At 38.1% G+C, this 21,462-nt stretch carries 22 protein-coding genes; 3 read left to right on the forward strand and 19 right to left on the reverse strand.

Features of this window, described 5'->3' with window-relative positions; all coding sequences use genetic code 11:
- The first annotated feature begins 175 nt into the window (after window positions 1-175).
- The 3 genes from L2B55_RS07050 to L2B55_RS07060 are packed head-to-tail and all read left to right on the forward strand — an operon-like array spanning window position 176 to window position 4,386.
- Window positions 176-2,308, forward strand: coding sequence for an alpha-N-acetylglucosaminidase (locus tag L2B55_RS07050; RefSeq protein WP_237849847.1), 2,133 nt, complete (start codon window positions 176-178; stop codon window positions 2,306-2,308).
- 57 nt (window positions 2,309-2,365) lie between these two features.
- On the forward strand, window positions 2,366-3,466 hold the full coding sequence (locus L2B55_RS07055) for an alkaline phosphatase family protein (protein ID WP_237849848.1): 1,101 nt from the start codon (window positions 2,366-2,368) through the stop codon (window positions 3,464-3,466).
- Between the two features lie 17 nt (window positions 3,467-3,483).
- Window positions 3,484-4,386, forward strand: a complete 903-nt coding sequence (locus L2B55_RS07060; protein ID WP_237849849.1) for a metallophosphoesterase family protein — start codon at window positions 3,484-3,486, stop codon at window positions 4,384-4,386.
- A 166-nt stretch (window positions 4,387-4,552) separates the two neighbouring features.
- Here L2B55_RS07060 and L2B55_RS07065 read toward each other — a convergent pair whose 3' ends face one another.
- From L2B55_RS07065 to L2B55_RS07155, 19 genes are all read right to left on the reverse strand, one after another.
- Window positions 4,553-5,320, reverse strand: a complete 768-nt coding sequence (locus L2B55_RS07065; protein WP_237849850.1) for an ABC transporter permease — start codon at window positions 5,318-5,320, stop codon at window positions 4,553-4,555.
- Complete coding sequence (locus tag L2B55_RS07070) at window positions 5,304-6,023, reverse strand: ABC transporter ATP-binding protein (RefSeq protein ID WP_237849851.1); 720 nt, start codon at window positions 6,021-6,023, stop codon at window positions 5,304-5,306. Before L2B55_RS07070 ends, L2B55_RS07065 begins: the two co-directional genes overlap by 17 nt.
- Entirely contained in the window at window positions 6,020-7,258 is a 1,239-nt protein-coding gene (locus L2B55_RS07075) for a nitrous oxide reductase family maturation protein NosD (protein WP_237849852.1), read from the reverse strand. Before L2B55_RS07075 ends, L2B55_RS07070 begins: the two co-directional genes overlap by 4 nt.
- Window positions 7,259-7,437: 179 nt before the next feature.
- The gene (locus L2B55_RS07080; RefSeq protein ID WP_237849853.1) at window positions 7,438-7,866 is read right to left on the reverse strand and encodes a nitrous oxide reductase accessory protein NosL; all 429 of its coding nucleotides are present in this window, start codon (window positions 7,864-7,866) and stop codon (window positions 7,438-7,440) included.
- Entirely contained in the window at window positions 7,814-8,437 is a 624-nt protein-coding gene (locus L2B55_RS07085) for a hypothetical protein (RefSeq protein ID WP_237849854.1), read from the reverse strand. The genes L2B55_RS07080 and L2B55_RS07085 overlap by 53 nt, the downstream gene beginning before the upstream one ends.
- A 230-nt stretch (window positions 8,438-8,667) precedes the next feature.
- A complete protein-coding gene (gene nosZ / locus L2B55_RS07090) occupies window positions 8,668-10,662 on the reverse strand; it encodes a Sec-dependent nitrous-oxide reductase (protein WP_237849855.1) in 1,995 nt (664 codons plus the stop codon).
- A 61-nt stretch (window positions 10,663-10,723) separates the two neighbouring features.
- Window positions 10,724-11,122 carry a c-type cytochrome gene (locus L2B55_RS07095; RefSeq protein ID WP_237849856.1) on the reverse strand — a complete coding sequence of 133 codons (399 nt, stop codon included), beginning with the start codon at window positions 11,120-11,122 and terminating at the stop codon, window positions 10,724-10,726.
- A gap of 155 nt (window positions 11,123-11,277) precedes the next feature.
- Window positions 11,278-11,721 carry an RrF2 family transcriptional regulator gene (locus L2B55_RS07100; RefSeq protein ID WP_237849857.1) on the reverse strand — a complete coding sequence of 148 codons (444 nt, stop codon included), beginning with the start codon at window positions 11,719-11,721 and terminating at the stop codon, window positions 11,278-11,280.
- Window positions 11,722-11,726: 5 nt separating this feature from the next.
- Window positions 11,727-12,059 (reverse strand): metal-sulfur cluster assembly factor, encoded by a 333-nt coding sequence (locus tag L2B55_RS07105; RefSeq protein ID WP_237849858.1) that lies wholly within the window; start codon window positions 12,057-12,059, stop codon window positions 11,727-11,729.
- 8 nt (window positions 12,060-12,067) lie between these two features.
- Window positions 12,068-13,333 (reverse strand): hypothetical protein, encoded by a 1,266-nt coding sequence (locus L2B55_RS07110; RefSeq protein ID WP_237849859.1) that lies wholly within the window; start codon window positions 13,331-13,333, stop codon window positions 12,068-12,070.
- A gap of 16 nt (window positions 13,334-13,349) precedes the next feature.
- Window positions 13,350-13,880, reverse strand: coding sequence for a DUF2249 domain-containing protein (locus L2B55_RS07115; RefSeq protein WP_237849860.1), 531 nt, complete (start codon window positions 13,878-13,880; stop codon window positions 13,350-13,352).
- 5 nt (window positions 13,881-13,885) lie between these two features.
- Window positions 13,886-14,884, reverse strand: a complete 999-nt coding sequence (gene ric, locus L2B55_RS07120) for an iron-sulfur cluster repair di-iron protein (RefSeq protein ID WP_237849861.1) — start codon at window positions 14,882-14,884, stop codon at window positions 13,886-13,888.
- 72 nt (window positions 14,885-14,956) lie between these two features.
- Window positions 14,957-16,162, reverse strand: a complete 1,206-nt coding sequence (locus L2B55_RS07125; RefSeq protein WP_237849862.1) for a hypothetical protein — start codon at window positions 16,160-16,162, stop codon at window positions 14,957-14,959.
- A 10-nt stretch (window positions 16,163-16,172) separates the two neighbouring features.
- Window positions 16,173-16,916, reverse strand: coding sequence for a tetratricopeptide repeat protein (locus L2B55_RS07130; protein WP_237849863.1), 744 nt, complete (start codon window positions 16,914-16,916; stop codon window positions 16,173-16,175).
- A 140-nt stretch (window positions 16,917-17,056) separates the two neighbouring features.
- Entirely contained in the window at window positions 17,057-17,749 is a 693-nt protein-coding gene (locus L2B55_RS07135; protein WP_237849864.1) for a DUF2490 domain-containing protein, read from the reverse strand.
- A 70-nt stretch (window positions 17,750-17,819) separates the two neighbouring features.
- Window positions 17,820-18,542, reverse strand: coding sequence for a YebC/PmpR family DNA-binding transcriptional regulator (locus L2B55_RS07140; RefSeq protein WP_237849865.1), 723 nt, complete (start codon window positions 18,540-18,542; stop codon window positions 17,820-17,822).
- Between the two features lie 106 nt (window positions 18,543-18,648).
- Window positions 18,649-19,215, reverse strand: coding sequence for a MarC family protein (locus tag L2B55_RS07145; protein WP_237849866.1), 567 nt, complete (start codon window positions 19,213-19,215; stop codon window positions 18,649-18,651).
- A 196-nt stretch (window positions 19,216-19,411) separates the two neighbouring features.
- Window positions 19,412-19,561 (reverse strand): hypothetical protein, encoded by a 150-nt coding sequence (locus L2B55_RS07150; protein ID WP_237849867.1) that lies wholly within the window; start codon window positions 19,559-19,561, stop codon window positions 19,412-19,414.
- 136 nt (window positions 19,562-19,697) lie between these two features.
- Window positions 19,698-21,398 carry an amino acid permease gene (locus L2B55_RS07155; RefSeq protein WP_237849868.1) on the reverse strand — a complete coding sequence of 567 codons (1,701 nt, stop codon included), beginning with the start codon at window positions 21,396-21,398 and terminating at the stop codon, window positions 19,698-19,700.
- Window positions 21,399-21,462 lie beyond the last annotated feature (64 nt).

Genomic DNA, 21,462 nt, shown 5'->3' on the forward strand with positions numbered 1-21,462 from the left:
ACTGAAATTTCTTCGTTAAGCTGTTGAAGTTTTTTTGACAGCTTTCTAGCATTAAATCTTTGATTTACGCAAACGTGTGTGTGGGCTTTTAAAAGAGGTTTTCATCTACAGTTATTTTTTTTTGCTTGATTAATCAGTTTAATATGTTTGTTTTGTTGTTTAATAATTATAAACAATGTTTAAGGCAATGGTACGTGTACTATTATTTTGTTTATTGATTCCCTCAATCGTTTTAGCAGGCGATTTTCCAGGTGTTGAAGCTTTGGTGAATCGTCGTGTTAAATGGCTGTCTTCCCATATTGTTTTTGAGAAAATAAAAGCTGAGAAAGATGTTTACGAGATTAGTTCATCTAATAACAAAGTACTGATCAAAGCGTCAAATGCTAATAGTGCTGCAGTTGGGTTAAATAGATACTTGGCTGATTTTTGTCATCGTTCAATGTCGCACATGGGAGACAACTTAACTCCAGTTAACCCATTACCATTAGTTAAGATTCCTGTTAAAGTGGAATCTCCATTTGAGTATCGCTATGCCTTGAATTATTGTACTCATAACTACACCATGAGCTTTTACACATGGAAAGAATGGGAACGGGAGCTTGATTGGATGGCCTTGAATGGGGTGAACATGATGTTGGCTATTACCGGAACTGAAGCGGTATGGCAAAATACATTACGTCGGTTGAACTTTAACGAAAAGGAGATTTTGGATTTTATTCCAGGGCCAGGCTTTAATGCATGGTGGTTAATGGGAAATCTGGAAGGATGGGGTGGGCCAGTATCTCAAACCTATATAGATCAACAATCAAAGTTACAGCTGCAAATTTTGCAACGCATGAAGGTTTTAGGAATTAAGCCTGTTATGCAGGGGTTCTATGGAATGATTCCCACTTCATTGAAAAATATAATGAAGATAAATGTTTTGGAGCAAGGGAAATGGGCCGGAGGTTTTCAGCGCCCTGATTTTCTTGTCACGACAGACCCATCCTTTGCTAAGATTGCGGGGACCTATTATGAAGAAATGCAAAAATTATATGGAAAGGATATCAAGTTTTTTGGTGGAGATCCTTTTCACGAAGGGGGAAAGACCAATGGAATAGATGTTTCTCAATCGGCAACAACTATTCAGCAGCAAATGCTACAGTATTTTCCCAATTCTACATGGGTTTTGCAAGGTTGGCAGGTTAACCCTAAAAAAGAATTGCTTTCTAGGTTGGATAAAAAGCACGTAATGGTTCAAGAGTTATTTGGAGAAAATACTAATAACTGGGAAACTCGGACGGGCTATGAGATGACACCTTTTATTTGGTGCTCAGTAAATAATTTCGGCGAAAAAGTGGGACTGTATGGCAAATTGCAACGTTTTGCCAATGAAGTGCACAGAGCCGAAAACAGCTCATACCGTCAGTTGATGAAAGGCATTGGAATTATGCCCGAAGGAATTCATAATAACCCTGTAGTGTATGAACTTATGTTAAATCTGGGCTGGCAAAAGGATAAAGTAGATGTATCGGAGTGGATTAAAGGTTTTACTTATTCACGCTATGGCAAACAGAATAGTCATATATCAACGGCGTGGCAGGAGTTACTTCAAACTGTTTATAGTAGCTTTTCCATTTATCAGGAAGGTCCGAGTGAATCTATCTTTTGTGCGCGGCCATCTTTGAATGTAAAAACGGTATCATCCTGGGGAACACGTAAGCGTAATTATGATGTTAACAGGTTTAAACTAGCTGTTAAAGAGTTTGCAAAAGCTGCTCCTGATTTTAAAAACAGCGAAACTTATCAAACTGATTTAATCGACTTTGTTCGTCAGGTGCTTGCCAATCAAGGCGACACAGTTTACAAGAGAATAATTATTGCCTATCAATCCAAAAATATCGAAAATTTTAAGCAGGCTACCGCTGAATTTCTTCAGTTGATTACAACTCAAGAAGCCTTACTGGGTACTAATGATCATTTTAATTTAGAATGGTGGCTTCAGCAAGCCTATAACATGGGGCAAACTTCGGCAGATAGAGCCCTGTTTGTTCTTAATGCCAAGCAACAAATTACTTATTGGGGCCCTGATAATCCTGAAACAGATTTACATGAGTATGCCCATAAGGAATGGGCCGGTATGTTGGCTTCTTTTTACCTCCCTCGTTGGAAATTGTATTTTGATTATTTGGAGAAGGATTTGAAAGGTGAGAATCCTCAGCCTGTAGATTTTTATGCATGGGAAAAGGAATGGACTGAGCAACCCTTTTCACCAAAAAAAACAGAAAGTGGAGATATAATGTCAATTGTTAAAGTTGCTCTGAATTAAGACAAAATCGTGGTGATTTTAAAAGTAAAATCAAATTCTAAACTAAATACAAAACCAATGAAAGCTAAGAGGATATTTTATTTATTACTCTTTATTGCATGTAATGCATTTGCACAACAAGGTACCAAGGTTGCTGGAAAGACAAAAAATGTAATTGTTATATCATTAGATGGCTATCGTTGGAAAGAGCTTTTTCAAGGCGCTGATTCAGCTTTACTATTCAATAAAAAATACACGGGTGATTCGGCTTGGACAGTGAAAAAATATTGGGCGTCTACACCAACAGAACGTCGAGAAAAATTAATGCCTTTCACTTGGAGTTTTATCTCTAGAAAAGGTCAGATTTATGGCAACCGTTCTCTTGGAAACAACGTCGACTTAAAAAATACATATTGGTTTTCATATCCGGGGAGGAGTGAAACATGGACTGGTTACTTTGACAAAGCAATTAATTCTAATAATAAAATTGATAACCCTAATGAAAACGTGATGGAGTTCATCAATAGACAAAAGGGCTTTGAAGGCAAAGTGGCTGCGTTTGCTTCGTGGGATGTGGTAGCATGGATACTGAACCGTAATCGCAATGGTATGTTTGTGAATATTTGGAGCGAAGATGTAAAAGGGGCAAATCTTACAAAAATGCAAAAGGAAGCTAATGCATTTCAGCATATGATGCCCGATACTTGGGGAGAAGGAGAGCGGTTAGATGTTAGTACCTATGCTATGTCTAAAGCTTATTTGATGGCCCAGCATCCACGTTTATTTTATATGGACTTTGGTGATCTGGATTGTTATGCGCATGAAGGTGACTATGATCAATATTTAGATGCTGCTCATAAAACGGATCGGATGTTCAAAGATCTGTGGGAGTCTTTGCAAAACGACCCATTTTATAAAGATCAAACCACGCTATTTGTTTGTACAGACCATGGGCGAGGCTACGGAAGCAAATGGACCGATCATGGTTCCAGTGCTCCACATTCAAATGAAACATATTTAATGGTTATTGGTCCTGATTCGAAACCATTAGGAGAAGTAAAGACTACTGGTCAAATCTATCAGAATCAGTTTGCTCAAACAATTGCCAATTTACTGGGCTTTCACTTTACAGCCAATCATCCGGTTGGCGAATCAATTAAAACGGTTATTGGGAAATAAAAAACTCTTTAAATACAATGAAAAGAAGAGAACTTTTAAAAAATATTGGACTTGCTGCAGGTAGTATAGCGCTTAGCGGTGGGGTGGCCATTGCCGGAGAACCAAAGTTAAAAAGAAAGCGAGTGTTGCGTATAGCACATATAACCGACGTGCACATTCGTCCGGAGTATGATGCCCCTAACCGCTTTCGAAAGTGTATGGAAGAGATTAAGAAGCATAAAATTGATTTTTTCTTAAACGGAGGTGACACTATTTATGCCGCCGATTACAATCATATAACGCGTGAGCGAGTAAATGAGCAATGGACGATTTGGAATGAATTACGTAATGAGCTTAGTTCTTACGAAATGCATAGTTGTTTGGGTAATCATGATATGTGGTGGGCCAGCCCAGATAAGCATGATCCAATGCACGGGAAGGATCACGTAGTTAAGCAATTGGGTATTCCCAATCGTTATTATAGCTTTGACAAAAATGGATGGCATTTCATTATTCTTGATAGTAATAATAAAAATGCAGGCTCGCTGGATGATGAACAGTGTAGGTGGCTGGAAGAGGACTTGGCCAAATTGACAAATGGAACACCCATAATGTGCTTAAGTCATTATCCAATTTTGGCAGTTTGCACTATTTTGGATGGAGGTAATCATACTGACTCGAAATATATTACCGACCTGTTTTATAAGCATAAGGATAAAAGGATTACTTGTTTGAGTGGTCACATTCATTTGCAAGATGAAGCAGAATATAATGGGGTTCAATTTTTTTGCAATGGTGCTTTAAGTGGTTTTTGGTGGGAGGAAGGAGATAAGGATTCGGCAGGAAAATCATTCTATAAGCAGACTCCGCCTGGATATGCCATTATTGATTTGTTTGACGACGGAACAGTTAGTAATCAATACATTGCTCATAGCTATTAGGTGAAAGAAGTAGGGTTTGCAAAACAAAAATTAGCGAATATTACCTGTTTGCCATTCCGCAAAACGAATTGAGGAACAATCTTAATTTGAATAATTAATATAGTTTGTTAGGCCCCACAGTTTTATATTGTAGGGCCTTTTACTTTTCATCTTATATTGAAATTGTTTACAAATTTTTCTTCCTGAAAATTTTTACCGAAACTAATAGCGGAACTATAAACCACACCAACATCGTGATGAATGAAATGACCATTCCTTGGTTGCTGCCCAATATGGATTTGTACAAGGCTCCTGTGTAACCCATTAATGCTGAAACATCCATTTTTAGCATTACGATTATCCGTCCCAGATCAATAGGGTTTAGTGCAGTTAACATCAGAATGGTTTTCTCAAGCGGATAGTCGCTGAAACTATACATAATACCAAGCAGCAACCCATCATAAATAACGGAAAAGAAAAACCAGATTAATAGGGACAAGCCAATTCCTTTGGCCTTATCACGTGTTATTACCGAGCATAGAAACGCCAATGACGCAAAGATTAAGGACAGCATGAAACCTGTGAAAAATAACATTAGGCCAAGCGAAGAAAAAGCGTATATGCCTATCGGGATGCCTAAACCTATCAGTAGGGCGGCTGACAAAGAACCTGCAATACCTATATATTCACCCAATAAAATTCGATTTCGTTTAATGGGTTGTGCAACCAGCAATTCAATAAACTCATATGAATTATAGAAATAGGTTGTTGTAAAAATCATGGACATCAATGGTATAATGATGTTGACAACGGTTAACAAACTGCTCACAGCTTTATCTGGGTTTTCTTCCAGGTAAAACATGCAGCAGGAGAGGATTAACAGGAATGCGGTATAACCTATAAGTACTTTGTTCCGGATAATATCGTGTAAAACATATTTAGTAACTTTCAGCATAGCTATCAATTTTAAGGTAATTCATAATTGCTTTTCCGAGTTTGTATTCGCCGGTTATAGATTTCAAATCGTCAACTGAATAATCGAATTTAACATGGCCTTCCATCAGGTAAAAAATTCGGTCTGACAGTTCATCCACTTCGCTCATAATGTGAGAAGAGATGAGAATAAGCTTGCCCTTTTTCTTTTCTTTTTGAATTTTGGCCTTTAAGATCTCGGCAGCAAAGGGATCGAGGCCGGCAGTGGGTTCGTCTAAAATTAATACCAAAGGATTAAACAGGCAGGCCAGTGCTGCACTCACCTTTTGTCGTGTTCCGCCCGAGAGGGATCGCATCGGTTTATGAAACATTGAAGGCAGATCAAACTGGAATAACAATTCTTCGTCAACAGCCTTTTCGTTGCGTATATCTTTCATCATTTCAAATAGATGGCCTATTTTCATATTATCAGGATAACGACCAATTTGCGGCATGTAACCGATTTGCTTTTTGTAATAGGGGTCGGAAGTGATGTTTTTTCCTTCAAACAAAATGGCTCCCGAGTCAGGAATCACCATTCCTAAAATTGATTTAATCAGCGTGGTTTTTCCTGATGCATTGGGTCCTAATACAGAAATGATCTGTCCTGATTCAAAAGTTGTAGAGATGCCTTTCAGCACGTCCAGCTTACCGAAGGATTTTTTTAAGTGCTTAATTTCTATCATCGTGTTATAGATTGCATGAGTGGTTGTTCGTCTTTAATAGTTTCAGGAGTAATAGAAGGGATTGCTTTTTCGGCTTTATCTAAAAGATTGACGATGAAACTTCGCATCAGCATTACCGAGTATGGCATTTTCTCCATTATTTGCGAGTAAAGACTCACCGGCCGGTAAGGCACATCGCCTGCTTTGTTTTTATCCATGTCATATCCATCGTATTTATCCCAGTAATTTTTTTTGAAGGAATTTTGAAAATGCGTGCCGTTGGTGGCCAAATCGAAGGTGTTTGCGATAAAGTTGTTATTCTCAAAATGATCGTTCTCGCAATTGGCCAGCAGACGCACTGCCCAACCGTTTTGAGAAAAATCATTGCTTAAAATTTTGATACGGCTCGAGCCTTCCAGATAGATGCCTATTGTGTTGTTAATGAAACGATTGTTCTCAATTCGGCTGTCACTAATATCTTTCAGCAATAGTCCGTATGAGGAAGAACCACGATTATTTTCGAACACATTGTTCAGCATCTTTATGCGTTTAGTGTACATTACTGCTACGCCCGAGCCGTTATTGGTAAATGTGTTGCCAATGTATGCATCATCATCAGAAAACATAAAATGTAAACCGTAACGAATGTTTTGTTCGCTTCTGTTGTTTTTTATGAGGCTGTGTTTGGCAAATTCAAAGTAAATACCATCGCGATGCCGGCTGATTTTGTTGTTTTCTATGTGAATGTATTTGCATTGCCATAGGTGTATGCCGTTTCCTGAGCGGGTAGGGTGGCCTGTACCGTTTAGGTCATTGTTTTTTACGGTAACGTTCAATGCATCAGATAGATAAATTCCAAAAAATGTGTTTCGCAGCCGGTTGTTTACCAGCTTAATATTGCTAGCTTTAAATACACGAATGCCTGCATAATCTTTTGCTGAACCACTGTTAGTGTTTTTTATCTCAAAACCGTTAACGGTAACGTTATTAGCTAAAATGGTCAGTATTTCATCTTTCCCCTGACCATCGAGCACAGGGTAATTTTGTCCGGTAAGTTTTATGCTTTTACTGATGATGATGTTCTTAGCTGGGTAAATTGATTTTTTAACCACAATCTCGTCGCCATTTTGGGCGGTGGCCAACGCTGATTCAATACGTTTAAACTGCTCATTGGGGCCTACGAATAGCTTTTTTTGAGCAAAGGCCAGATGGTGACAACAAATGAGGGTTAATAAAAGTATAAGGTGTCTAATCATGGTGTAATTCTTATAGAACAAAGATAAGTCTAAATAAATTAATAAAAGACCTTTTTATCTTTTATTTTTTACTTTTCACCTCTATTATAATAAATCCGGCACATTTTAGTTTTTGAGTAACAAAGGAGGGTAATCATTATCCGACTACCCTCCTTTGTTATGAACCGAAAATCAACTCTTTAATGTCCTCTCACTTTTTTTACCTGCTCCCAAGTTAAAGTTTCACCACTTAATTCCTGTTTCATTTTCATAGCATCCTTTTCAGAATTAAAAGCTGCAAGATTGCCTCCCATCGGACTTTTTATATTTTCTCCGTAAAGAAAAACGGCTTCTTGGGCATTAATCAATATGCCGGGTTGCGAATGGTTGGTGACAAAAAACTGTTCTTGCTGCTCTCCTCCGGTGTGTAGATAGTCGATCATGCATTCTGCCGAGTCAAACTTGAATACCTTGCCGTTTTTATTTACAATTTCTGCCCCAAACTTATCGTCCATTATATTCATTTTGCACATGTCACAGGCATCGGTTCCATACTGAATAGGAACAGCACCTTTTTTATTGCAGGCCAACATTACTATGGCCAATAGTATTAACATTTGATTTTTCATGTTTATTATTTTTCTTAGTCCGTAACTCAATTATCGAAATTCCTATAACGGTACTAATTGCCCCTATTACCATCCAACCGCCAAGTGCAGGGAACGAACCTGCCAAAAAATTAAGCAGTTGTTTGTAGCCAAACAGTGGAGGCTGGTACGACATGCCAGGAACTTTTATGGCCGCCATCGGATCGAGGTCGTGGCCGTAATCGTATTCCCACAGATAAAAATCAACTGCACCGACCACCCCGAAAATGATTAATAGTACAGCCCAGGTGTAAAGCAGTTTTTGATTGTTGCGCCAATAGGTAAGCAAACCAAAAGCTGCTAACAGGCCAACAGCATAGGGGAGTAGTTTTAGTTCAATAAAATCTTCAGCATGAATGTGTTTCATGCCGATGTAATGGTTCAGTCCGTTAATTTTAGCTACATCACCGGTAATGTTGTTTATTAAGATATTCATTTCCAACCCCTCAGGATATTGAGGGGCTTCTAATGAAATTTTCCAGATAGGGAAGAAGTAAGCACCGAGCATTAACACTGCACTAACAATTACAAGTATTCGGGAAGACTTTTTCATCTGTTTGCGTTTTAAAAGGCTGTCTAAGTGCTGTGAATTAATTTTGATCAACATATTGAATAGTTAATCATATCTCCTGGACTAACATTTTATTGTCAGAGTAGGGGCCTAAAGTATTGTAATTACTTTGACAGCTGTATTATGATGTATAAGGAAATAACCGAAACCTGGCAGTGCGTTGCTGCCCTGCACTTGGTTTCGGTTATAAATTAATTTTTCAGTTCTCGTTTTTAATTTTTAGCAAGTTCGTTTTTAGGAGCTGTTTCACCGATTCCGGATTTTAAAGCAACGGTTGAATTAGCTGGAGAAACGCGAGCATATCCTTGCATTTCCTGATGCAGGGCCGAGCAGAAGTCAGTACAATAGAATGGAAATATCCCAGTTGATTTAGGTGTCCATTTTATGGTTTGAGTTTCTCCCGGCATAATTAGTAACTCAGCGTTTTCGGCGCCTTTTACTGCAAAACCATGCGGTACGTCCCAATCTTGTTCTAAGTTAGTTATGTGGAAATATACTTCATCGCCCAATTTTATACCTTCAATATTATCAGGTGCAAGGTGTGAGCGAATGGCAGTCATCCATACATCCACCCGTTTACCGTTACGAACTATTTTGGTTTCTTTTTCATTCTTAACAGCATAAGGGTGTTCATTTTTGCTTAGTTCGAAAATCTTTTTCTGATTCTTCAAGATTACATCGGCAGGGCAGGCTTGGGCATAGTGAGGCTCTCCAATGGTAGGGAAGTCTAACAAGAGATTCATCTTCTCTCCCGTAATATCAAACAACTGCGCCGATTGAGTTAACTCAGGTCCTGTAGGCAGGTAGCGATCTTTAGTAATTTTATTCAGTGCAATTGCATATTTACCATATGGTTTTTTGTTATCGCCCCCTACTACACATAAGTGGCCGATTGAGTAATAGGTAGGAATACGGTCAACTACTTCGCGGGTATCCACTTTCCATTTTACAATTTCTGATGATACGAACATTGAAGTATAAGCATAACCTTTGTCATCAAATTCGGTATGCAGAGGGCCTAAACCAGGTTTTTGTACCTCACCGGCTAAAGCGGCTTCATATTTAATAACTGGTACTTTGTCAAACTCGCTTTCGAACGTTTTTTTGGCAATGGCATCAGTCATCTTTTTAAATGAAAACACCGGAATAACGGCTGCCAATTTACCGCTGGCAACTATGCTTTCTCCATCCGGACTTACATCGGCACCGTGTGGCGACTTAGGACAAGGGATAAAGTAAACAATGTCCTTTAGTACCCGTGTATCGAGTGTTAACACCTCTTTTTCAACTTTAGAACTTGCTGAATGTGTTCGCTCATCGTAATTGTTGTGATAATAGGTGGTTGGTGTTTTTTTGCCTTTTCCCTGTTTCAAATACTCTTCTGCTTTTTTCCAGTTTACGGCCATAATAAAGTCCTTGTCGCGCTGACTGGCATTTACTTCCAACAAAGTGTTGGCCTGTTCAGAGTTATAGCAAGTGAAGAACATCCAGCCATGTGAAGCTCCTTTGCCACTTCGGGCCAAGTCATAGTTTACGCCCGGAACCAAAAGCTGGAAGGCAATATTCATGTGACCTTCTTTCGGGTCTACTTTTACGAAAGAAAGGGCCCCGCGGAAGTTTTCTTTATACGTATTGATAGGAACATCAGTGTTGCCTTCAATTGGAACACTAAACCGAGTACCAGCCACTACGTATTCGGTGTTTTCGGTACAGTAAGGCGAAGAGTGGTTACCGCCAGAATTGGGAATCTCAAGAATTTCCTCGGTTTTAAATGTTGCGAGGTTAATGCGTGCTATACGGGGTGTATTATTTCCGTTGATAAACAACCAACGCCCGTCGTCAGAACCATCGGTTTTGGAAATCTGAGGGTGGTGGGCATCATCCCAAGGAATAAAGCCGTGTGAGGTATTAAGCATGGCCTTGGTTTCTTCAGAATAACCCCATCCGTTTTCAGGGTTTTGCGAAAATACCGGAATCACTTTAAGTAGTCGGCCCGAAGGTAAGCCATATGCGGCAACCTGGCCACTAAAGCCGCCTGAAGCGAACAGATACACCTCGTCTAATTTGCCGGGAGCAACGTACACTTTCTGTGCAGCATCACCCGAAATCACTGTTTCTGCTTTTTTAGGTTTACAAGCGGTAGTGAAGGTTACAGCAGCCACTGCTGTGGCCAACACCAGTTTTGAATATGGAGTTGATAAACTCATTGTATTTTTGGTTTTATTAAGAAAATAAGATCTTTTAATCTTGTTTTAGTGTAAAATTAATTTACAGGTCATTTTTACGTAAGAACTCCAAAATTTGTCTGGTTTCATCGTCAGATACGTTTTGGAAGGTCATTTGGGTAAGGTGTTCTGCCAGTAGTGCTTTGGCCACCGGGTCTTTTTGGGTCATTTCAGCTGGGTTGGTGATCATGTTCATAATCCACTCAGGTGTACGTCGTTTGGTGACACCTTTTAAGCCAGGGCCAACAACTTTAGTCTCATCCACTCTATGACAGGCTGAACATTTCGAATCGAAAACGGTTTTTCCTTTAGTGGCGTGGTCGGCGTTAAGTCCATCAACTTTTACATCGGTAAATTTTCCTATACCTTTGCTGTCGCTGTGCACTTTTGTGTCTATTGTGGCGGTGGCTTCAGTTTGCTGACTTTCATCAGATGAAGCCATTGTTTCTGATGTTTCGGAAGTTTGTGAAGAATTGCCCCCGCATGAGGTTAAAAATAAAGATACGATAGTAATTGCTAAAAAGGGAAATAAGGATCTTTTTATCCTTTTTTTAAATAAAACATTGGTTTTCATAATATATAATTTTAAAAGTATTATTATTTAGTTTCTAAAACGATGTTTAATACCTTTCCTTTAGCCACATCGGCAGCTAAATCCTGAATGGTTTTGGTAGTGAAAAGGGTTATTAATGAAAGCTTGATAAGCTTGTAATTGTCATGTAGCGGGCAGGGTTGCAGATCGTTGCATTCCTTTAACCCAAGCACACAGGTTCCAAGCGGTTTGGAGCCGTCAATGGCTTTTATTACATTGATGATGGGTATCGGATTGCTGTCTTTTTCAATATAAAAACCACCGTTAGGGCCCTTGGTAGAAGAAATTATCCCTTGCCGCGAAAGTGTTTGCAGTATTTTGGCTGTAAAATGCTCAGGCGAACCAATTTCTTTGGCAATATCCTTTATTCCCAGCTTATTGCCGTTTCCACTCTTATAAACAATATAAACAAGAGCTCTGATTGCATATTCACAGGTTTTCGAAAGCATATTCGTTAATTTAATCCAAGTTGAGTTTTACCTTCTTCACTAATGTTATCTACCGTCCATTCTGGTTCCCATACAAGTTGCACCTCAACCTGCCAATCCGGATGCCGTTGTTTCAGTCGTTCCCAGATACAGTTTATGATGAATTCACCGGCGGGACAGCCTTTGGTTGAGAGTGTCATGGTGACATTGATTTCTTTCGAATGTTCCCATACCTCAATGTTATAAACTAAACCAAGGTCAACAATGTTTATACCCAGTTCCGGGTCGATAACACTGCGTAAATTTTCATATAATTCTGCGATAAAAAAAGGTTTATTTTTCAGAATATCGATTTCCATGACATTATTCAATTAACGTTCATTCTGATGAGTTTAATTATGTTGGTGGTATAGAAAATTGCACTGATAAGCATTAACAATGCTCCAAATGTAATTACCACTGTGCTTTTTATTGCGATGCCTGCTATTACCAGGACTAATCCCGGTATATAAAATATAAACTGCAAGCTGAGCCATTTTTTATTGTACATATCTGCTGGTTGAGGAATACTGTCGGCACCTGCCATTTCTTTAAATTTTTCGAGCCAAACGATGTAAGGTAAAATTTTAAATGTTTGGGCTAAAATCAAGCCCGTGAGAAATCCACCTAAAAACAGTACACCATACGTTTTGGCCAATTGCAGTACAATTTCGTTGTTATTCAAAAACAATAATATAGCAGCGATGATAACTGAAGCAAGACCGACAGGCAACGATTTGTAAGTTGCATTCATAGGCAAGTCAACTTTACGCTTCATCCTGTATTTCCAAACAGAGTGAAGAAATTTGGCGTAGCAGCCTATGCCAGCGGCGGCCAACAGCCAGCAAACTATGTTTAACCGTCCCTGATTGAAACACATATCGATAAGAAAGCCACAAATAGCTGCATTTACCAAATACCAGCTCAGCTTTAGTTGTTTATTATTGGTTGTTTTGCTGAGTAAAAACATGGGCATCAATTTTGAAAGCACACCCATAACCAGTAGTAAAAACCACCCTGCAAAGCCTAAATGTGCATGCAACTTGAGGTAGTGCAAATGGTCCTCGGGTAAAAAGGCGTAGCTTAAATTGAAAACCAGTAGTGTTCCTAAAGTTGCAGTTGCCAGCAGCCAGAGTAAGGCCGTTTGAATAAAATCAGCATGAATATTTTCCGTTTTATGTTTCGTTGTAGTTCTCCAAAGATTAAAACAATATGAGCTAATACTTGATAACAGCACCAATGCTGCAACCTGCATTAAAGGGCCTGTTTTGAAGTGGTAAAACGAACATGCCAGACCGCTTACGCCTGCTATCAGGCTGAAAAAGCTGAAATGGGCTAATTTGTTGCTGTACAAATCAACATCGAGAATAACCGGAACCAAAAGGTAGGTTGTACCTATGATGATCATGCTGATCCATCCTAAAGCAGCTAAATGTACCATGGCAAGCAATTGAGGATGGAAAAAATGTCCGGCAAATGCATTGCCGGACATTAACATCAGCACACACACTATCAAATAAGCGATGCTTCCGGCCATATAATGCGCAGAAATCATTTTGGCAGAAACAGTTTTAATTGATATAGCGTGGCTCATGGTTGTAAAATTAAATTTATCTGAAGATGAGAATCTCTACCTTTTCTTTGTTATAAATCAGGTATTCAAAATTGCGTGCCTTTAATTCGGGAAGCAGAAAAAGTGGTATTTTTTTATGGTGAACCAGTAGGGCATGCTCCTCTGGTAAATGCTCAAGCGCTTCCAAAATAGTAAGCATGGGCTGCGGCATTTCCAGTTCTCTTACATCAACTTCATGCAGTTTGCCCTTAAAGGTATTCAGCAGGCTTACAAATGTTTCATCGTTATAGTTGAAATTGCATTCCGGTTCTTTTGCCAGGTTTTTCACTGATAACGGATCGGGTTCAAAGTAGGAATGTATCTCGTTATTACTTTTACGCTCTGTCCGGTAAACAAAACCTTTTGACTGCATCACTGTGTAAAGTGGAACAGGTTCAAACGGAGTAATCAAGAGTAGGCCCCAGCTAGATTGGAGTGTGTTTACCATCTCCATAATTTGCTTAAATGGGTCCTGCTTTTGCGCGAGAAGGGGCCTTACATCCAGCAGTACCATATTTTCTGTTTCCATGGTTACTAAGGTTTTACTGAACATGAATTTTCAGCCGATTCAAGCGGCTCATCTTTACCCATCAGCTCTGTTTCAAGTTCAATAGCTTTGGGGAACAAAATATTGTTCTCTAAATGAATATGATTGTGTAAATCGTTTTCAAACTCTTGTAGCTTGGCATACAGTACCCTGTAGGTGGTACATGCATCGGCAGGGGGAGTATAATTATTAGATAGTTTGCTAATGGCTTGCATCAGCTCTCCAGCCGAATCATGCTCCATTTCCATCATATTCACAGGGTTTTTCACTGTTCCGAAAGTTGGAGTACCCGCAGATTTGTTTTCTCTTTTTAGTTTACCAAGTTGTTGAATATAAGGGAAAAGTACCCGCTCTTCTTTCATCAGGTGCATGTTGAGTTCGGCTGCTAGCGCATGAACTTTTTCAGCGATTTCAATGTTTTCAGGATGATTATCACCATGAACCCGCGCTACCTTTTGTGCAAACTCAAGCATTATCGGCAACGATTCTTTTACATAGGTGTGATGTTTATTTACAATATAATCAACTAAAAACTCTACTGACCATTGATCATAGTTTTCAGCTTTTGTATCTAGGTTTGCTGTAGCATTCAGTGCAGTTTCCAATTCGTCATAGTTTACGCCTTTTTCAGCACATACCTGCTTTACCGACTTTTTACCACCACAGCAAAAGTCAATTCCGAATTTTTTAAATACTTCAGCCTTGCGGAAATCTTTTGCCACTAATTCTCCTACAGTTCTGTCATTTTCACCAACTGCATTTTTACTTATTCGAACTTTCCACCATTCAGGACCTTCCAATAAATATTCCCAGCTGAATATAGCCCCTCGTTCGGCTAATAACTGATAATAAAGTGGCTTTGGATCATGATCATTATGAATAATAAAGCCTTCTCCTGGTTGTAATTTATCAAATAGGTTAAAAATTGTGGGGTGCTTTTGTTTAGGTTCCAGAACGGTTACGTCCAATATTTCCATGTTGTTCATATTTTATCTTCGTTTTATGAATCAAAGATAAAAAGATATTTTAAATAAAAGATAAAAAGGTCTTTTTATTTTTTATTCTTTTTTTGAGAACAACCAAAGACCAAAAAGGACAGGAGGTAAGCCCGCTGTGGCAAGTGTTAAAACATTCTGAAAATGAGGAATAGAAGCTTTATTAATCATAAATAAGCTTTCACCGAAAAGCAATAGTTCAGTAGTAACAATGCCTGCAATAAACAAGTAAGCTGAAATAGAAAGTTGTTTGGAAATGGTAAGTAGCCCTGTATGAATACTGTAAAACAAAACGAAACAACTAAAGCATCCCAAAAATACCATGTGCAGATAACCGATAATCAGATGACGTATTTGATATACAAGGTTGGCAGAATAGGGAAGTGCCGAGAGTAGTTGCATGCCGGCTTTTAACCCAAAAGCCAATACACTTAAAAATAACAGCGTTTTTTGAAGTCGTGGTAAGGAAAGCAATGTCCTCCAATTTAATTTTTTGAACAGGAGTAATAAAGCAAGGCATTGCAGAATGGCTCCAACTCCTCCAAGAAAATAAAACACTGTTGGCGGTTTGTTCCACAGAAGCGAAAGGGAGTAGGTTAGCAAAACCGAAATGAGCAAAAGGGAGTAAATAAGTTTTGAATTGATTAGGGAAGAAGTAAAGCCTTGTTTTTCGCTTAGATTTATTAGTAACGATAAAATACCCAGGCATAACCAGCCATTGTATTGAAAATGTAGATAAAAATAAATGGTATTATAATAAACTGGCGTACCCGATAAGCCGGTTGCTATAATGGGTCCTAAGGCAAACGGCCCTAAGCATGATAATCCTAAAAAGATTAGCGCCAAGCGAGCTGTTTTAAGTGAAAGCACTTTGTGGCTATAATGTGTTGCTTTGAAAAACAATACAATAAACCAGATATTCACCCCAATAAATAACGTTGAGAATGCTATGGAAACTACGAAATAACCTTTAAATGGAAAGGAAAGCAACATTCCATACGCGGTAAAAGCAGTAAGACGAATGAGGTTTTTAAAACTCCTTTTTTCGAATAATTCGGATGGAAGGAAGCTGTGGCTAAGTATCAATACTAAAGCCATAAATGCCCAACCACTAAAGGCAAAATGGCTGTGAGCATGTAAAATATATTGATAGTTCAACCCATTAATCGGGTTAATCATGAGCCATCGCAACAACAATCCAACTATTGAAAGAATAAAGAAGTTGAAAAGTGCTAAACGGAAATACTTTTTAAGATTGAGCAATGGCATTTTTTAGCAGTTATTTTTTCTCTTCTTTATAGAACATCAATGGAATAGAATAATAACGTGCACAAACCGGTTTTCCATCATATTGTGCTGGTTTTACCTTACCCAATTGTCCGGAAACGGTCATAAGATCAATAATTAGTTTTCGATCTGCAAAGTTTTCATCTGCAGGAATAACAGTAATACTACCATCTTTTCCAAACAACAATCCGGCTGTCAATTTCACTTGAGAAATTTCAGCAACCTGAATATTTTTATTAGCCGCTTCCACCTCAAAAATGCGTTTTTTTATTTCAGCGGATTGTATCACTTTTTCACCAATAGTCTTTAATAATTTGGTGTTAATGTTATTGTTGAAAAACAAATCTTCAGGTTTATCCCCAATCAAAAGCACAGGAAATTGGTCAACATCAGCAACATCCATAGTGTCAGCATAATTTAAACGAACGTTTAATTGCTTTTTCAAAATTTCTTTTGATTGGCTGTCTCCTAAAGCTGCTGAACGCTGAAAAAGGTCTATTGCTTTCTGTTTGTTTCCTGCTTCGTATTGTAAAGCCGCCAGGTTAAATAGGGCATCAATGTGTTTAGGATTTATTTGCAGAACTTCTTCAAATCCCTTAATGGCCTTTTCAGCTTCTTTATTATCATAATGTTTTAAAGCAATTTGATAAAGACTGTCCGCTTTTGAAATGGTTTGGGCTAGCATAGCGCAAGTAGAAACTATAACCATTGCTATGGTAAGGACTAATTTTTTCATAAGCGACTAATTTAATGCATTTCGAAATTATATTATTCGAAAACATTTTCTTAATTCGGTCCTATGTTTTTTAGGACTTGTTAGGAAGAAGTTTTTTAGTAATAGCTACTTTCCAGTAAGTTCCTGTTGCGGCCAATTAACTAATTGAAATTATAAAAAAAACGGAGCCTAACAAATTGCTCACCCGTCCTTAGTTCAGGATTGTTCGCGGTTCTAAACGGTTGTGAATTGTAACTAAACTCAGATCTTAAGCTGGAAGTGAATTGATAGCCTGTACCAGCAGTAAACCGGTATCTGTTAACGAATAAATTGCTTGATGTGCCTTTTAGGTTAGTAAAGGGTTCAGCCATAAAATTAAGGAACCAAGTTTTGGCTTGTAACTGTGGATGATTTAATGGGACTAATGCACCCAATTGTAAACGTAAACGTAAACTATATTGATCTACCAATCCATTGAAAAAGCGTTGCTCCAAACGTAAAAACTGGCTTAGAGAAACACGTTTTAGGACCGTAAATTCATTTCGGATACCCTCAAAAATTCTTATCTCATTGGTATTGACAGAGCCTGGTTCATCCGTATAAAACCAAGCCAAACCTGCCGATGCAACTAATTTCGGAGCTAGTTTATAGCCTATCGAACTCCTTAATGTAAAGATATTCTGCTTATAGCCTTCAACGGTTATCCTCGAGCTAAAGTCAGAAAATAAGATCCAATTTTTATTGAATTTATACTGTATGTTTCCATCGGTCCAGATTTGTTTTTGTTGAGCTGATGAGCTATTAGTATAAAGAATGAAAGCTAAAGCGGTTAAAATGAGTTTCAGCAGTTTCAAGTATGTAGGGCAGCGTTCGTTATAAAAAGCAACAGTCTTCCAATTAGAAGACTGTTGCTCAGTTAATTATTTATGCTTCTTCACGCGGAGCCATGTTGTGATACACAGCATTCACGTCATCATCTTCTTCCAGTTTGTCAATTAGTTTTTGAACCTCAGCTTCCTGTTCGGCTGAAACTTCTTTGTAAGTAGTACAGAAACGTTCAAATTCAGAGCTGATGATATTTAATCCTTTATCTTCCAGGGCTTTTTGCATTCTTCCAAAGTCTTCAAATTCGGTGGTAATGGTAATTTCGTTTTCATCCTGGAAAACTTCTTCAGCTCCAAAGTCAATTAAATCAAACTCCAACTCCTCGACGTTTACACCCTCTGCGGCTACACGGAAAACAGCTTTGCGTTCAAAAATGAAGTTCAATAATCCTGAAGTACCTAAAGTTCCACCCGAGCGAGTAATATAGCTACGTACATTGCCTACGGTACGGTTTATGTTATCGGTAGAGGTTTCCACCAGAATAGCTACCTTATAAGGGCCATAACCTTCATAAACAATTTCTTCGTAGCTAGAGGTATCCTTATCGGTTGCGCGCTTAATAGCAGCTTCAATCCGGTCTTTAGGCATGTTAGCACCTTTGGCGTTTTGCATAATTACGCGTAAGCGTGCATTCGATTCAGGGTTAGGACCACCTGCTTTTACTGCAATTACAATATCTTTACCGATACGGGTAAACAGCTTAGCCATTTTACCCCAGCGTTTCATTTTACTCTGCTTTCTAGCTTCAAATGCTCTTCCCATGTTATTAATAGTTCTTGGCTGAATGTTTATAGTGTTTTTATCAACAAGCTATAGTCCAACCTGTCATTTGTATTGTTATATATTTAATAATCTTTTATACTTAATTCTAAAGGCCAGTATTGTTTCTAAACAATTTAATCGCAATGGCCAATAAGATCACTCCAAAAGCCTTACGTAAAATTTCAACTCCCGATTTCCCAAGTAAGCGCTCAAGCATACTTACATTTTTCAGTACAAAATAAACAAAAAGTAAGTTGATAATAATACCTAAAACGATGTTGATGGTTTGGTATTCTGCTTTTAATGATAGCAATGTGGTCATAGTTCCCGCTCCTGCAATTAATGGAAAAGCTAAGGGTACAATTGATGCAGTTTCAGGCATCTGATCGCGAAAAAAATGAATACCTAAAACCATTTCCATGGCAACAAAGAAGATCACCAACGAACCTGCAATGGCAAATGATTTTACATCGATTCCAATTATACTTAATAGTTTTTCTCCCACAAATAAAAAGAGAATCATTAGTATCATAGCTACCAAGGTGGCCTTTTCAGATTGAATATGACCAACTCGGTTTCGTAATTCAAGTACTATAGGAATTGAACCTAAAATATCAATGATCGCAAACAGGATCATTGTTACTGAAATAATTTCGTTGAAAGATAAGTGCATACAGTCGGCAAAGATAAAAAAATTAGATAAGGTGAATACTGGTTCTGATTAATTCAACAACCTAAACTAGGTGAATCATACTAATCATTCGGTCCGCAAGTGCGTTCTGATTAATGAGGTGATGACTGGAGACATGAATTAACAAAAGCTTGATTATATACTTGTAAAGTACACTTGTCAAGTATATAATCAAAGTCTAAATTTTTGCTTTAGCCATAGCAGAGATAGATGTCTGCTGAGAAAAATTCACAGAATATTTATTGGCAGTATTTAACTCTATCTTTTTGGTAAAAGAAGCAGCTGCTTTATCTTTTAAGACCGGAATTGATTTGATAGTTATTGCCATTACACTTTATTGGATTAAAATACAAAATTATAAAATTTAGATCGGAAGGTCCCGACCAGGAAAATTAACGCTTCGATTTTAAATTAAAAAAGGCCTCGGAGAGGCCTTTAAATTTTATGTTTATATGTATCACTCACTATGAATGTACTTCAATTTGCTTAGGAGTTGGTTTAAAACTGAACGCCCTGTACAAATAGAATAAAATGTTGACTGCTGCAAAGATCAGCGAAAACATATAGATTACTGTATCAGGAGTTTCGGCAGTTAAGTGATGAGCAACCGCTACTATAATTAAAAGAATACATAAAACAATTCCTATTAGAGAAATAGTTTTATTACTGTTAAATAACGTTTCTTTTTTATTGTCTGATAACAAGCTGTTTTTCATTCCATATGTCAGATAAACTGTAAAACCAATAATCATCCACACAATTAAACGGATCCAGGTATCTAATGGAAGGAACACCATCATAAACAAGCAGGTGGCAACACCTAAAATTGGAACTAAAGGAACCAATGGTGTTTTAAATGCTCTTGGAGCATCAGGCATTTTAACACGCATTACAATAATACCAATACATACAAGTATGAATGCGAATAAAGTTCCGATACTGGTCATTTCACCTACTACACGTGCTGGAACAAAAGCTGCAAATAAACTTACAAACAACATAAACAGTAAATTACTTTTTGCAGGAGTTCGGAATTTGGTATTTACTTCAGAAAATACTTTTGGTAATAAACCGTCTTTACTCATTGAGAAGAATACACGAGACTGTCCCATTAACATTACTAGAATTACAGAAGCATATCCTGCAAGAATAGCAACGATAATGGCTTTATTTAACCAAGGGAAAGCCGGAGAAATAGTTCCATCCGGACCTGCTGTACCCATATGGTCAATAGCAACTGCTACCGGGGCAATTCCATCCTGTCCTTTAAATGAGGTAAAATTGGTTACCCCAGTCATAACATGTGCAAATAAAATATAAAGAACGGTACAGATTAATAACGAAACCAGGATACCAATAGGCATATCCTTTCTTGGATTTTTAGCTTCCTGGGCAGCAGTTGAAACCGCGTCAAAACCAATGTAAGCAAAGAATACAATAGCTGCAGCGCGAACGATACCGCTAAAACCAAAGGCTCCAAAAGTTCCTGTATTTTGAGGAACATAAGGAACATAGTTTTCGGTTCTGATGTAAGCCCAACCTAAAGCTATAAAAATTAAAACTACCGCCACTTTTAAGGCAACGATAATACCGTTAACAAAAGCAGATTCTTTTGTTCCTTTAATTAACACCAACGACATTAACACAATGATGAATACTGCCGGTAAGTTTACAACCCCTGAAATTACTGACCCATCAGCCAATGTTGCTGTATCAAATGGTGACATGGTCATTTGTGCCGGTAAATGAATGTTATAATAATCGAGGAATTTTACCAGGTATCTGCTCCAGCTGATAGATACGGTAGCGGCCCCAACAGCATACTCTAATACCAAATCCCAGCCGATAACCCAAGCAATAAACTCGCCTAAAGTGGCATATGAATAAGTATAGGCACTACCTGCAACCGGAATCATGGAAGCAAATTCAGCATAGCACAAGCCAGCAAATGCACAACCAACTGCAGCAATAATGAACGAAATAGTAATTGCCGGACCTGCATTATTAGCTGCAGCTCCTCCTGTAATTGAAAATAAGCCTGCTCCAATAATGGCTCCAATTCCCAAAGCAACAAGATGATAGCTTGTTAAAGTTCTCTTAAGTGAGTGTTCTCCAACCGCTTCAGATTCTTTAATGAGTGACTCTAATGGTTTTCTGAAATTCATGATTAAATTGTGTCCGTATAAGATTCTCTATATAAACTATTCTTAGGTTAATTTGGTCAAACCT

The sequence above is a fragment of the Solitalea lacus genome (assembly GCF_022014595.1).
GTDB lineage: Bacteria > Bacteroidota > Bacteroidia > Sphingobacteriales > Sphingobacteriaceae > Solitalea > Solitalea lacus.

What these genes read in the sequence shown, in the direction of transcription:
- L2B55_RS07095 (WP_237849856.1), bottom strand. Translation starts at nt 11,122, where the DNA reads ATGGCTTCATCTGATGAAAGTCAGCAAACTGAAGCCACCGCCACAATA.
- L2B55_RS07145 (WP_237849866.1), bottom strand. Translation starts at nt 19,215, where the DNA reads ATGCACTTATCTTTCAACGAAATTATTTCAGTAACAATGATCCTGTTT.
- L2B55_RS07105 (WP_237849858.1), bottom strand. Translation starts at nt 12,059, where the DNA reads ATGGAAATCGATATTCTGAAAAATAAACCTTTTTTTATCGCAGAATTA.
- L2B55_RS07130 (WP_237849863.1), bottom strand. Translation starts at nt 16,916, where the DNA reads ATGAAAAAATTAGTCCTTACCATAGCAATGGTTATAGTTTCTACTTGC.
- L2B55_RS07125 (WP_237849862.1), bottom strand. Translation starts at nt 16,162, where the DNA reads ATGCCATTGCTCAATCTTAAAAAGTATTTCCGTTTAGCACTTTTCAAC.
- L2B55_RS07050 (WP_237849847.1), top strand. Translation starts at nt 176, where the DNA reads ATGTTTAAGGCAATGGTACGTGTACTATTATTTTGTTTATTGATTCCC.
- L2B55_RS07115 (WP_237849860.1), bottom strand. Translation starts at nt 13,880, where the DNA reads ATGGAAACAGAAAATATGGTACTGCTGGATGTAAGGCCCCTTCTCGCG.
- ric (WP_237849861.1), bottom strand. Translation starts at nt 14,884, where the DNA reads ATGAACAACATGGAAATATTGGACGTAACCGTTCTGGAACCTAAACAA.
- L2B55_RS07150 (WP_237849867.1), bottom strand. Translation starts at nt 19,561, where the DNA reads ATGGCAATAACTATCAAATCAATTCCGGTCTTAAAAGATAAAGCAGCT.
- L2B55_RS07060 (WP_237849849.1), top strand. Translation starts at nt 3,484, where the DNA reads ATGAAAAGAAGAGAACTTTTAAAAAATATTGGACTTGCTGCAGGTAGT.
- L2B55_RS07100 (WP_237849857.1), bottom strand. Translation starts at nt 11,721, where the DNA reads ATGCTTTCGAAAACCTGTGAATATGCAATCAGAGCTCTTGTTTATATT.
- nosZ (WP_237849855.1), bottom strand. Translation starts at nt 10,662, where the DNA reads ATGAGTTTATCAACTCCATATTCAAAACTGGTGTTGGCCACAGCAGTG.
- L2B55_RS07075 (WP_237849852.1), bottom strand. Translation starts at nt 7,258, where the DNA reads ATGATTAGACACCTTATACTTTTATTAACCCTCATTTGTTGTCACCAT.
- L2B55_RS07080 (WP_237849853.1), bottom strand. Translation starts at nt 7,866, where the DNA reads ATGAAAAATCAAATGTTAATACTATTGGCCATAGTAATGTTGGCCTGC.
- L2B55_RS07070 (WP_237849851.1), bottom strand. Translation starts at nt 6,023, where the DNA reads ATGATAGAAATTAAGCACTTAAAAAAATCCTTCGGTAAGCTGGACGTG.
- L2B55_RS07065 (WP_237849850.1), bottom strand. Translation starts at nt 5,320, where the DNA reads ATGCTGAAAGTTACTAAATATGTTTTACACGATATTATCCGGAACAAA.
- L2B55_RS07110 (WP_237849859.1), bottom strand. Translation starts at nt 13,333, where the DNA reads ATGAGCCACGCTATATCAATTAAAACTGTTTCTGCCAAAATGATTTCT.
- L2B55_RS07155 (WP_237849868.1), bottom strand. Translation starts at nt 21,398, where the DNA reads ATGAATTTCAGAAAACCATTAGAGTCACTCATTAAAGAATCTGAAGCG.
- L2B55_RS07140 (WP_237849865.1), bottom strand. Translation starts at nt 18,542, where the DNA reads ATGGGAAGAGCATTTGAAGCTAGAAAGCAGAGTAAAATGAAACGCTGG.
- L2B55_RS07055 (WP_237849848.1), top strand. Translation starts at nt 2,366, where the DNA reads ATGAAAGCTAAGAGGATATTTTATTTATTACTCTTTATTGCATGTAAT.
- L2B55_RS07085 (WP_237849854.1), bottom strand. Translation starts at nt 8,437, where the DNA reads ATGAAAAAGTCTTCCCGAATACTTGTAATTGTTAGTGCAGTGTTAATG.